The 13,018-nt window shown below is 71.2% G+C and carries 7 protein-coding genes; 4 read left to right on the plus strand and 3 right to left on the minus strand.

Features of this window, described 5'->3' with window-relative positions; genetic code table 11:
• Window positions 1-52 precede the first annotated feature (52 nt).
• A complete protein-coding gene (locus OG300_RS30435; RefSeq protein ID WP_405486869.1) occupies window positions 53-1,213 on the plus strand; it encodes a zinc-binding dehydrogenase in 1,161 nt (386 codons plus the stop codon).
• A gap of 104 nt (window positions 1,214-1,317) precedes the next feature.
• Window positions 1,318-1,863: a hypothetical protein gene (locus OG300_RS30440; protein WP_405486871.1), complete on the plus strand. Its 546-nt coding sequence runs from the start codon at window positions 1,318-1,320 to the stop codon at window positions 1,861-1,863.
• A gap of 51 nt (window positions 1,864-1,914) precedes the next feature.
• Here the strand turns inward: OG300_RS30440 and OG300_RS30445 are convergent, their stop codons facing one another.
• From OG300_RS30445 to OG300_RS30455, 3 genes are all read right to left on the minus strand, one after another.
• Entirely contained in the window at window positions 1,915-3,522 is a 1,608-nt protein-coding gene (locus tag OG300_RS30445) for a dynamin family protein (protein WP_405486873.1), read from the minus strand.
• Window positions 3,523-3,732: 210 nt separating this feature from the next.
• Window positions 3,733-5,589: a dynamin family protein gene (locus OG300_RS30450; RefSeq protein WP_405498735.1), complete on the minus strand. Its 1,857-nt coding sequence runs from the start codon at window positions 5,587-5,589 to the stop codon at window positions 3,733-3,735.
• Window positions 5,590-5,688: 99 nt separating this feature from the next.
• Window positions 5,689-7,884 carry an IniB N-terminal domain-containing protein gene (locus tag OG300_RS30455; RefSeq protein ID WP_405486875.1) on the minus strand — a complete coding sequence of 732 codons (2,196 nt, stop codon included), beginning with the start codon at window positions 7,882-7,884 and terminating at the stop codon, window positions 5,689-5,691.
• A 318-nt stretch (window positions 7,885-8,202) separates the two neighbouring features.
• Here OG300_RS30455 and OG300_RS30460 point away from each other — a divergent pair, with 318 nt between their 5' ends.
• Both OG300_RS30460 and OG300_RS30465 read left to right on the plus strand, forming a co-directional pair.
• Window positions 8,203-9,975 carry an Hsp70 family protein gene (locus tag OG300_RS30460; protein ID WP_405486877.1) on the plus strand — a complete coding sequence of 591 codons (1,773 nt, stop codon included), beginning with the start codon at window positions 8,203-8,205 and terminating at the stop codon, window positions 9,973-9,975.
• A gap of 13 nt (window positions 9,976-9,988) precedes the next feature.
• Entirely contained in the window at window positions 9,989-12,994 is a 3,006-nt protein-coding gene (locus OG300_RS30465) for a LuxR C-terminal-related transcriptional regulator (protein ID WP_405486879.1), read from the plus strand.
• Window positions 12,995-13,018: the final 24 nt, after the last annotated feature.

Raw genomic sequence — 13,018 nt, forward strand, 5'->3', positions numbered from 1 at the left:
GCTCGTGGCGGAGAACAATCAACTCCGTCACCATCTGCCGAGGGGAGTCCACATGCGCGCGGCTGTTGTAACCAAGGGCGAATTCCGGGTCGAAGACCTGCCGACACCGGTGCCAGGGACCGGCCAAGTGCTGGTGAACGTCACCCGCTGCGGGATCTGCGGCTCCGACCTGCATGCCCGCCTGCACTGCGACGAGCTCGCCGATCTGGCCGCCGCCACGGGGTATGACAACTTCATGCGGTCGGGTCAGTCGATCGTGCTGGGGCACGAATTCACCGGGGACATAGTCGAATACGGGCCCGGAACCCGCCGCCGGTGGCAGACCGGGACGCCGGTGGTCGCGATGCCGATCGTGCGGCAGGGGCGGGCGCCACAGCTCACGGGACTGTCGGCGGCTGCGTCCGGCGGGTATGCCGAGCAGGTGGTGGTGCAGGAATCGGTGACGCTGGCTGTTCCCAACGGACTGTCCGCCGACCATGCGGCGCTGACCGAGCCGATGGCGGTGGGGTGGCATGCGGTGCGGCGCAGTCGAATCGGTAAGGGGCAGACCGCGTTCGTGATCGGGTGTGGGCCGATCGGCTTGGCCGTGATCTCCATGCTGAAGGCCGCCGGCGTGCGCACCGTGGTGGCCAGCGACTTCTCGCCCCGCCGCCGCGAACTCGCGACCCGCTGCGGTGCGGATGTGGTGGTCGACCCCGGTACCGAATCACCTTGGGGCGCATCGCCGAAGAAGATTCGCATCAATGGCGCGAACGACCTCCTCAACCTGGCCTTCGACGCCATGGACAAGCTCACCCGGGTGCCCGGGGTCCCGTGGTGGTACCTGTTCCGTGCGGCGCACACCTTCCAGCAGGGGCCGGCCGGTCCGGTGGTGTTCGAATGCGTCGGTGTCCCGGGCATGATCGACCAGATCCTCACCGACGCACCGCCGATGACGCGGGTCGTGGTGGTCGGCGTCTGCATGCAGACCGACACCTTCCACCCGGCGACGGCCATCAACAAGGAGATCGACGTCCGCTTCGTGCTCGGCTACGACCCGGGCGAATTCCGCGACACCCTGCACATGATCGCCGACGGCAAGGTCGATCCCTCCCCACTGATCACCGGCACCGTCGGCCTGGACGGCATCGACACCGCCTTCACCACCCTGGCCTCCCCCGAACACCACGCCAAGATCCTCGTCGACCCGCGCAGCGACCGAACCACGCCCTGACCGGCTGAACGCATCACCGCAGGTCAGGGCCGATGAACCTCACATTGACAACGTATGAGATCAGCCGGAAAGGTGGTTAGCTGAAAGTTACCTGAGGGGAAATCATGCGCCTGCCCACCGGAATCCTCCGGACGCTCGTCATCGCCACCGCCGGTCTGTCGATCGCGGCCGGGTCCGCCGCCGTCGCCTCGGCCGATATCGTCGCTCCGACACCGCCGCCATTGGGTCTGGCGCCCGCGTGGCAGAACAGCTTCGTCTTCGGCGACAACGCCGCATGCCGGATCGACTATCGGATCTGGGCCGAAACCGATCCCGCCAACCCTGGCCACCTGAAGGTCAATCTGCAGTCGCTGGGCATCGGCGCCTTGGCGGCCGGGTCGGCGGAGCCCGACACCTGCAATCAATGGATGGTGGTGCGATCGACCTCCGGTGCGGTGAACGATCCACTGCCCCAGTGGAATGAGCAGCAGGTGTACCTGCGGGCGACCCGGACGCCGGGCGACCCGATCCCCTTCGACGTCGACGTGACGCGCCTACCCGCGGGCACCACGGCCGGTGTCACGATAACGGTCTTCACACCGTCGGCGTACGTGCCGTTCCTCGCCTGGGTCGAACGGTCGGTGCTGGTCCCCTATCAGTTCACCGTCTAGCACCCGACCGGTACGCGGCAGGTTCGGTGCGGCGGACGCCCGCGTGATCGGTCAGTGGTTCGGACGGATGGCGCGGAAGGGCGTGGTCGGGGGCTCGTGGAGGATTTCCAGGAGCCCTTCGGCGCTGCGGGCGGCGGTCAGGCAGGCGCTCGACAGCTGCTGATCGGCGAGGGGGTGCCGGGCCCGGGAACGCCATTTGTGCACGGCGGCAAGGGCTTCACCGCGCTGCGTCTCCAGGTCGGTGTGGGGTGCCAGACCCAGCCGCAGGGCCGGGGCCACGCCGGTGCCGCCGACGAGGCGGTGCATTTCGGCGAGATCGGCTGGGGGAAGGGGTAGTTCGTCGGTGCGCAGGGTGGACAGCAGCCGGAGTTCGGCGAAGCCGTGGACATCCGCGAGCAGCGTGCGCACCCGGGGCAGCAGGGTGTCGGCAGCGGTGCCGGGGTTGGCGGTGAGGATGCGGGCCAGGGCGGTCAGGGCCGAGTGCGCCTTGAGTTCGTCGGCGCGCTGGGCGAATTGGACGTCGAGGACGGTGCGGAGTTCGTCGAGACCGCTGCGCTGAGTGAGTTCCGAAGCCAGCGCCTGCGCGCCACGTACACCCAACCGGATCAGGGTGACGGCCAAGCGAATTCCGAACAGGCCGAAGCGCGCCGCCAGATGTGCCCGCAGCTCCGGCGGCACCGGCAGCGGCAGCTCCGGATGCGCGAAACGGTCCGCCGACAGCAGGGCCGCGGTGAGGTCGTCGGTGGGGACGGCGGCCAGCGCCTCGAAGGCCGCGTACTCGCGCTGCCGCAGCGTGGCAGCCGCGAAGGCGAGCAGGCCCGCGACCGGAATCACCGACTGGCACAGGCCGGTTCGCTCCAGCTCACCCGCGAACCGGGCGGCCACGTCCCGCGCCGAATGCAGGGCGTCGATGCGGCCCGCGCCGATCTCGTCGGCCCGCGACACCACGCCGATCACCCCGAGCGGACCGGAGGCCCGCGCCGGAAGCCCCTGTCCCACACCGGATCCCGCACCGTTCCCGCCGATCCGCTCCAGGAAGTCGACATCGGCGGTGTCCAGGCGGCGCAGCAGATAGAGCACGGCGTCCGCGCTCGGCAGCTCGGTCCCGTGCCCGCCGGGCGTGAGCAGCTGCGAGGTGCGCGCCGACACCTCCCGCGACAGCGACGAGATGCCGGGCGTATCGATGATGGTGGTCTGGGTGAGCTCGCTCGACGGCCATTCCACCGACAGGTGATCGACCTCGCGGGGCGCGGGCGCGTTCCAGCGCAACGTCGACAGGTCGAAGGTGAGCCCGTGCGCGCCCGGCAGCCCGTCGGCCCCGCGACCGCGCCGCACCACCACATCGGCGCGAGCCCCGTCGCCCGCGTAGGCGGTGACCCGCGGTGCGGCACCGTTGCGGTACCAGGTCACCAGCCGGGTGCACTCGGTCGCGTCGGTGGGTGCGATGTCCTGTCCCACCAGCGCGTTCAACAGTGTCGACTTACCCGCTTTGAGCTGGCCCGCGAGCGCCACCCGCAGCGGCTCGTCCAGTCGTCGCGCGCATTCGTCGAGCTGTCCGCGCACCCGCTGCCGGTCGGCCAGCGCCCGGCGTGCCGCGGCCACCAGGCCGCGGGTCTCCGGCACCAGCCCATACCCGACACCACTCGCGTCGTCCCTCATAGGCTCCCGATTCCGAAGCACTCCGCACCTCCACGCATTCGCCTGGCATTCGCCCGCGCTCACGCAATCGTTAGCAGATCTCCCCCACCCTCACAGCCGACTCCCAGATGTGAACCACACCCGTTTGCCGAGTGGATCGGGACAGGCGCGCGAGCGCGTCTCACCGCCGGGGCAATCGTAGGCGGGCAGGCGGCCGTCCGCGTGAACCGATCAGGCCCGGGCGGGCGGAAGCTGCGGTGCGGCGGGAGGCGCGGCGATGGCAGCCGGTGCGGGGGCCGCGTCGCCGAGCAGCGCGCCCGCGTGGCGGCGCAGTTCGGCCACCACGCGCAGGCGGCGGTCGAGTTCGGTGGCGCGTTCGGTGCGGCGGGCGGCCTCCAGATTGGCGGCCTCCTGCGCGGCGCGCAGTGATTCGTCGAGGGAGCGCAGGGTGCGCTCGGCGATGGCGGTGAAATGGTCGCGCAGCATGCGGTGGATGCGGTGCAGCCGGTCCTTGGTCTCCTTGCCGGTGTGGAAGGCGATGTCGTCGAGATAGCGGCGGACCGCCATCTTGGCGTCGGCCCGGCGCTTGGCCAGTCGCGCCGCCTTGTCGTCCCGGAAGGCCTTGCCGCCCAGCAGGACTCCGGCGCCCAGTGAGATCGGGTTGATCAACGCCATCCCCGCCATGGTGCCGACCATGCCCGCCATCACCACGCCGCCGTACGAACCGCGCACCCCGACCAGCACCTTGTGCCCGAAACCGAGGTCGGGTTCCAGGTCGGCGAGGGTGCAGGCCTCGGCGCGGGAGTCGCCGTCGAGGGTGTCGCCCACCTCGGGCAGGTCCACCGAACCCATTTCGGTGAAGTGCGCGGCGACCTGCTCGGCGAGTTTCACCGCGCGGGTGCCGGTCCACACCAGGTTGTCACCGACCGCGGAACCCACGGTGGCGGTGATCCATTCGTCCATCCGCTCCCAGTGCCGACCCGGATCGGTGGTGTCGATCCAGTCCTCGGCGGTGCGGGCGATATCGCGCAGCCGGTTGCGCAGATCGTGGTCGATGTCCCCGGCCAGATCGGTGATGCCGTCGCCCAGCGTCTGCTGCCAGGCCGCGGTGCTGCGGTGCAGCTGCTCGGCGGTCGCACGCGCGGACTGCAATTCGCGGATGGCTGCCGCGCCGCGCTCCGGATCCCGCAGCGCCACCAGTTCACTGCCGATGGCCAGCGCCAAATGCTCTGCGGCAGAGGAGATATCGAGGGCGACGGTGCGCTGCATCGCCGCTTGATCCCGCGCCACCACCTGTTCGCGCAGGAACTGGAACACCAGCCCGAACCCGGACTCACGCCCCAGGCCCTCGTCCTGCAACCGCATGGCGTGCGCGCGCAGCAGTGCCGACACCGGCAGCATCGGGATCTCGATATCGTTGGCGCGCAAATGTTTCCGGTTCGCCTCGAACACCTGCCGCCAGTGCGGATACAGGTCGATCTTGGTCACCACCACCGCCACCGCCGGGCACAGTTCCCGCAGCTGCCGCAGGAAATCCACCTCCGGATCGGTGAGTTCGGTGGAGGCGTCGGTGAGCACCAGCACCGCGTCCGCGGCGGGCGCCTGCCCCAGCACACCGGCCGTTCCGGTGCCGCCGTGCGCGCCCAGTCCCGGGGTGTCCACCAGCACGATGCCGTCCGCCAACAGCGGACTGGGCGCTTCCACCTCGAGCCGCAGCACCGCCCGGCCCTGCGGGGTGCGGGCGGTGACCAGGCCGATCTGCGAGAACGGCACTGCTTCCCGGGTGGCCTCGCCGCCGTCGGATCCGGCCACCACCACGGTGGCCCGCGTCTCGGACCCGTGGGTGAGCACGGTGGTGACGGCGGTGCCCACGTCGTCGGAGACCGGGCACACCTCCAGGTTGATCAGCGCGTTCACGAACCGGCTCTTGCCCTGATTGCCCAGTCCGGCCACCACGATCCGCCGCCGCGGATCACGCACCTTCCCGGCGACGGTCTCCAGTCGCGCGATCAGATCCCCGCGTTCGGCGGCGCGCGCCATCGCGATGGTTTCCGTCAACATCGTCAGCAGCGGGTTCGCCGCCATCATGCTCGTCACGTCTCTACCGAACCTATTCCCGCCGTTGCCTTCTCGTCCCGGTTGTCGCTCACCAGTGGCGGTGAGCGACTCCCGCATCACCCGACCTGTCTACGAATGCAGCATGTCGCCGATGATGTCGCCACCCGGATGCGTCCCGAGGTCGACCCCGGTGTGCGAGTCCCCGCCGCCGAACAGCGACGCGTCCCCGCCACCCTGCACCCCGGCCCCGAACGCCTGCGAAACGTCCACGCCCGCCCAGGGATTCGCCGCGGTAACCCCGTGCAGCCCGGCATCCACCGAAGCCCCGGTATGCGCGGTCGTGTCCAACCCACCGACCTGCACCCCGGCGGTACCAGCCGAAGACAACCCGGTATCCAGCCCACCCCCGAGCCCCGCCACCGCGTTCCCGACCCCGGTCAACCCGGTATCCAGCCCCGTCCCGAGCTGCGCCCCGGCATCGGTCGCGGTATGAATCCCCGCGTCCAACCCGGTCCCGACCTGAGTATCCAGCCCCGCCCCGATCCCGGTGGCCCCATTGAGCCCGGTCTCGAGACCGGCCCCCACCTGGGTCCCCGCCCCGACCGCGTCATGAATCCCGGCATCAAGACCGGTCCCGACCTGAGTACCGAGCCCCACACCGGCATTCCCGACCCCGTTGAGCCCGGTCTCCAGCCCCGCACCCAGCTGGGTCCCCGCACCGATCGCGTTGTGGATCCCCGCGTCCAGACCCGCGCCGACCTGAGTGCCGAGCCCGGTTCCGACGTTCCCGGCACCGTTGAGGCCGGTCTCCAGACCCGCACCGAGCTGATTGCCCACTCCGATGGCGGAGTCGAGTCCGGTGTGCACACCCGCACCCAGGTCACCCACCCCGGAAAGCCCTGTGTCCAAGCCGGTTCCGAGCTGCGCACCCAGGTTTGCCGCACCATTGAGCCCGGTGTCCAAGCCCGCGCCCGCATTCGCCAGCCCGTTGATTCCCACGTCGAGCCCGGTACCCAGCTGCGCACCCGCATTCGCGGCACCGTTCAGCCCGGTCTCCAGGCCCGCGCCGACCTGCGTACCCGCGCCCAGCGCGCCGTTGATTCCGGTGTCGAGCTGACTGCCCGCGCCGACCAGTGCGTCCGCCGCACCGGAAAGCCCGGTTTCCAAACCACTTCCGAGCTGCGCATTCAATCCGGCACCGACATTCGCGGCACCGTTCAGTCCGGTCTCCAGCCCACCGCCGAGCTGAGTTCCCGCCCCCACCAGGCCATTCAGGCCCGCATCGAGTCCGGTACCCAGCTGCGCGCCCGCGTTCACCGCACCGTCGAGGCCGGTGGAAAGCCCTGTGTCCAGCCCGGTTCCGAGCTGCGCGCCCAGTCCACCGGCCGCGTTCACCGCACCGTTCAGACCGGTCTGCAGATCAGCACCCACGCCGGTCGCCGCACCGAGTGCTCCATTGAGACCCGTCTGCACTCCCGCGCCCGCGTCCAGTGCTCCATTGAGTCCGGTCTGCACGCCCGCGCCGAGGTTCGCGGCCGAGTCGAGTGCGCCGCCGAGGCCGAGTCCGGCGTTGGCGGCGGCGTTCGCGGCGGCCGAAAGGCCCGCGCCCAGACCGGTTTCCAGGTCGGCTCCGGCGCCGATGGCTCCGGCGAGGCCGGTGGTCAGGTTGGCTCCAGCCTGGGTGACCGCGTCGATCGCGCCCTGCAGACCGGTTTGCAGGCCCGCGCCCGCGTCGAGGCCGCCGGTGAGGGTGGAGGTCAGGTCGGCGGCGGCCTGTGCTCCCAGGACGCCGCCGAGGTTGGCTTCGAGGCCGGTGGCCACGTCACCGGCGGCGGCGAGTGCGCCACCGAGACCGGTGGTCAGACCAGCGCCGAGCCCGGCGGCCGCGTCGACCCCGGCGCCGATCCCATTGGAGAGACCCAGTTCCAGGCCGGTTCCGGCATCGCCGGCGAGGCAGACCTGGGTGGCGGTCGCGGTCGCCGCGCCGAGGTTGAGCCCGGCATTGGCGCCGATGTTCGACGACGCACCCGCATTGACCGCGGTGGTCGCGCCGAGCCCGGCGGACCCGTTCAGCCCGGCGTCGCCGCCGAGCGCTCCACCGATCGCGCCGGCGCCGCCCGCGGCGATGATGTCGGAGAGCTGTGAACCTCCCGCTACCAGTGCGGACTCGGCCACCATCGGCGCCACGGCGGCGATGTCCTCCGGTGTCACCGCGTCCAGTCCGGCGGCGGCGAGGGCCGCGCCCGGATTGGTGCAGTAATTGACCGCCGCGTCGTGGTCACGCAGCAGGTTCAGGATGAACTCGAGAATTGCGTTGGGGCTCATGGCGAATCGTCTCCCTCGGTGGGCGGGCCCCAGTGACCCGCGCTGCTCGAATTTCCTTTCACGTTAGGAACCGGAACCGTTACGCCGTAACGGGGCGAACTCCCCCCGCGTCCGCGGCGGGCGCCTAGGGGGGTGGGTGAACATTAGGGGAATTTCCCCAAAGTCGGCTTCGAGACGGTAACGACAACCCCCGGGCAACCGACAGGCTCGGTGGGCCACCTGGCCCGGCATCACGATTTCGTACATATCGGACCGAACAGCTTTCGAGCGGCGTGCGATTCACCCGGCGCGCGCTTGGTAACGACAGGGGAACTCGAAATGAGTCAGGGGCTGGCGCTCGGCATCACCGTCGGAGCGTCGAATACCGTCGCCGTGACGACTTCGGGGGGACAACGCAGACTTCATATCGGCCCCAGCACGCTGGGGTCGGAGCCGGAGGTTCCGGAGAGCTTCCTGTCCCGGGTCGGGGACCCCGTGGACATCCGCACCCGCGACGGATCCGCTGTTCGCGCAGCGGATCTGGTGGCGGCGGCGGTCGGGCGCGCGGTGGATACCGTGACCCGTGCGGCGGGTCCGGCGGCCGCCACGGTGGCCTGCTACCCGGCCTGGTGGACCCAGCACACGGTGGAGGTGCAGCGCACCGCGCTGCTCGCCTCCGGCCTGGATTCGGTGGCCCTGGTCCCGGAACCGATGGCGGCGATGCGCTGGCTGCAGGAAGTACACGAATCCAGTCATGATGGCGCGATGGTCGTTTACGATCTCGGCGCGACCGGTTTGACCGTTTCAGTGGTACGTACCGGTGCCCTGTCCGGACTGCTCGGCGAACCGGTACGTACCAGTTCGGTGTCCGGTTCGGAATTCGATCTGCTCACTATGCGGTACGTGCTGGATTATGCGATCGGCGAAAGAGATTTCGATCCTTTCGACCCCGCGGTGGAACAGGAATTGGCCACCCTGCGGATTCGCTGCAAAAATGCGAAAGAATCGCTTTCCAAAAATACCGCCACGGTGGTTTCGGTCCGTTTGCCCGCTCTCGGCGCCACCGACGTGCGGCTGGTTCGCGACGATGTGGAAGAACTCTTCCGCGGCCCGCTGCTGAAGTCCACCGAGCTGGTCCGCGAGGCCCTGCGCCGCGCCGGTGTCAGCGGCGCGGACCTGGACGGTTTCCTGCTCACCGGTGGTGGCGCCAGCATCCCGCTGGTCACCGAGCTGCTGTCCACCGAGTTCGGCATCCCGGTCGCGGCCGCCGCCGACCCGGCGCATCTCAGCGCGCACGGCGCGGCCCTGCTGGCGGCCGACCTGCTCGCCGATATCGCCGAGACACAGGCGAATCCGGCCGTCGTGCCCGCGGGTGCGCACGCCGCGCCGGCACTCGCCGAGAATCATGAACCCGCCGATATCGGGAATGTCCCAGCGGCACCGTCGCATTCGGCGAGCGTGGCGCTACCCGAGCGCACCGTCGACGAGGTACCGCCGGTGCGCACGCCGACCCCGGCCCTGCCGACCCTCCCCACCGAAGCACCCCCCACCGGCTTCCGGCACTGGAAGCGGGTGGCCGTGATCGGCGCGGCCGCCCTCGCGGTGGCGGCGGTCGCCACCGGCACCCTCGCCATGGGCACCGGCGCGCAATCCGCGCCCGCCAATACCGTGACGCCGCAGGCGACTTCGACCACCACCGCCACGGCTGCCGCTCCGGCGGCCCCGGGCACGGTCACCACGCAACCGGCCGCACCCGGCCAACCGGCGGCCACCACCAAGGCCACGCAGCCGGGCAACGGTAAGCCCGGTACGACCACCGTCGCCGCGGCTCCGGGTGCGGCGGTCCCCGGCGGTCAGGCGAATTCGCCCGCACCGCAGCAGAATCCGGCGGGCGATCAGCAACCGGCCAACCCGGCCCCGGCCCCCGCGAATCCAGCGCCCGCCAACCCGGCGCCCGCGCCCGTGCAGACCGTTCCGGCGCCACAGCTGCCGACGTTCCAGCAGCCCACCGTGCCCACCGTGCAGGTGCCGGTAGTTCCGGGCCTCCTGAACGGCCTCGGCAACGCCGTGGGTTCGGTGCCCGATCAAATAGTTCCGCACACCGGCGGTTGAGAGTTGGTTCTTCGTGACAGGCAGCACCCCCGTCGCACTCGATTCGCTCCCGTGCGCACGAGAGATATTCCGGGAACTGGATTCCGAGGACTCCACCCCCCTGCTCTATCTGATCCGCGGCCGCTCCGGCACCGGTAAGTCGACCCTGCTGGGCGCGATCCGGGCCCGGTTGCGGGCCCGGGGCGTCACGCTCACCGACAATCCGGCGCACGCCCTGCCCTCCGGTTACGAGGATTCACCGCGGCCGGACGGCTATCCGGCGACCGCACGGTCTGGACCGGCGGGTCGGCCCGGTGAAGGCGCGCCCGCGCGTGGTTTGCCGGCCGGACCGCCGGAATCCGGTGTGACACACCGATCCCTGGTGCGGACGATGGGTGGCCGCACCGCGCTGGTGATCGACGACGCGCACAGCCTCAGCCCCACCGCCTTCGACCTGCTGTGCCGGGCGGCCGAATCCGGCGTCTGCTCGGTGGTGATCGCGCTGCGGCCCCGGCCGCACGACGCACGACTGCGCGCACTCGCCGATCTGGTGGCGCGGCGTGGCCGGGTGCTGGATCTGCGCGCCCTGGGCGCGACCGAGATCGCCCCGTTCGCAAGGGAACTCGGCATGATGGTGCCGCGCGGCCTGGCCCAGCACATCCACCGCCAGACCGCGGGCATCCACGGCGGCGTGGTGGCCGCGTTGACCGCGGCCTGCGCCACCCGCCTGGACGCGGGCGTGGCCGCCGTGGACACCGCGGTGGCGGCGTGGGCGCGCGCCCGCCTCGACGACGCCGCCCCCGACCTGCTCGACGCCCTGGTGGTCGCGGCCATCGGCGCGGGCCTGGACACCGGCGAACTCACCGAGGTCCTCGATCTGTCCCCCACGGCCGCACAGGATCTGGTGGATCGGGCCCGCGGCAGCGCGCTGGTCACCGACGCCGATCTGCTGCTGACTCCGGCCGTCGCCCCGCTGCGCACCCTGGTCGGGGATCGCCGTTTCCTCACCGTCGCCCGGCGGCTGCTGCATGCCCGGCTCGACGCGGGCCTGCTGCGCGACAACACCGCCCTGCTGCTGGCCGAGTCCGGGGTCCGTGATCCGCGCCTGGCCGAATTCCTTTGCGCCAGTGCGGAGAAGGCCGGCGACGAGGCGGTCCGGCACTATGCCGCAGCGGCCGCCGCCGGCGCGAATCCCGAGGGGCTCGCCATCCGCTGGGCCGATGCCGCCGCCCGCTGCGGTGACAGCGACACCGCGCTGCGCCTGGCCGAACCCGTGCTGGCCCGCGCCTCGGTCGCACCCGCCGATCTGGCTGCCGCCGTGCGCATCTGCGCGGGCGTGTGGACTCGGCGCGGCCTGACCGCCCGCGCCGCCCAGCTCTACACCTGGCTCGGCCCCGCCCGGGTCGGACCGGACTGGGCGGTCGCCGCCACCGTGCTGTCCCTGACCGGCGACGCGCCTGGTGCCCGTGCCCTGTCGGCCACGGCGGCGCACTGGCCGCCCACCGGGGCGACCGCCCGCGCGGGCCAGATCGCCGACGCTCTCTGCGATTCCATCTCCGTCGGCGCACCCGGCATCGTGGCGGACCTCGGCGTCCCCGCCGAGCCCGGCCTGCCGATCGTCCCTGGCCTCCCGCTGGTGCACGCGGCCACAACAGATTTCGCACACCCCGCGGTCTCTGCCACACCGGACGGCGGTCGGAATCCGTACACCGATCCTCGCGGCATGAAGGCGGTGCCGAGGACGAACAGTGCGGCGGCCCGTACGAGCAACCCCGACGCCGACCCGAACCGATTCGGAGCGGTCCGCGCCCCAACGGGTTTCACCGGCGAGATGCAGGCACTGGCGACCACACCGAGCCGTCCCACCCGTTCGGCCGCCGCCGCGCCCGCGGTCGCGTCCCGGCGGGGTGCGGCGGTGGCGGCGGTGTCGTCGCTGATCCAGGCCGCGCACTCGGGACTGAGCCCGGCCGATCAGGGCGGCGATCGATTCCTGCCGTGCTCGGCGGTGTCCATCGCGGTGCTGCTGTCGTTGAGCCTGGGTGATCCGCGCCGGGCGGCGGACGCGCTGCGCGGCGCGGGCCGGGATCCGCAGTCGCTGGTGCTGGGCGCGTGGGTGGCGATGCTCGGTGGCGACGAGCAGTCGGCGGCCGCGCTGCTCACGGAAGTCAATGCGGCGGTGCTGGATCCGCGCGATCGGCTGCTGGCCTACGGGGTGGCGGTGGGCCTGGCCCGCCGCAGCGGCGATCACACCGCGCTGGCGCTGGCCTGGCAGCAGGCGTATCCGCTGTTCGACGAGGTGGGCGCGGATCTGTTGACGCTCTTGCCGATCGGTGAACTGTGGCTGGCCGGTATCCGGCTGCGTGACGAAAGCCGGGTGTCGGCACTGGTTTCCGCGGCGGGTGAACTGCTGCGCCGCCTCGACGAGCCGCCCGCCTGGTCGAATGCCTTCCACTGGTACGCGATTCAGGCTGCCCTCGCCCAGGAGAGCCCGGAAGCTCTGCTGCCGCACGCGTTTCGGCTCAAGACCGCCGCCGCGACGGGCGACCCACAGGCCGCGGCCCTCGCCGACGCGGGGCGCACCTGGGTGCTGGTGCTGCGCGGCCAGGTCGAACGCGAACCGGTGGAGGCCGCGGTGGCGCGGCTGGCCGGTCTGGGTCTGAGCTGGGACGGCGCGCGGCTGGCCAGTGAGGCGGCGCTGGCCGCCCACGATTCCGCGACCGCCACCGCGCTGCTGAAACTGGCCCGCATGGTGCGCGCACAGTCCCGCCCGCCGGAGTCCCCGGCCCGCCCGCCGGTCCCGGCCGCCCCGCAGCCGCGCCCCGAACCGATCTCCGATACCGTGCTGAGCGAACGCGAGCGGGAAGTCGCCGAACTGGTACTCCTCGGTTTGACATATCGGGAGATCGGCGCCCGCCTCTACATCTCGGCCAAAACCGTGGAACATCACGTGGCCCGGATGAGACGTCGAATCGGTGCCGGGTCGCGTTCGGAGTTATTGTCAATGCTTCGCGCCATGGGTCACGGTTCGCTCCTCGTTTGACCTCGGCGCGAGCGAGGACCCGGA

Source organism: Nocardia sp. NBC_00511 (assembly GCF_045161165.1).
In the GTDB taxonomy this organism is placed as follows: domain Bacteria; phylum Actinomycetota; class Actinomycetes; order Mycobacteriales; family Mycobacteriaceae; genus Nocardia.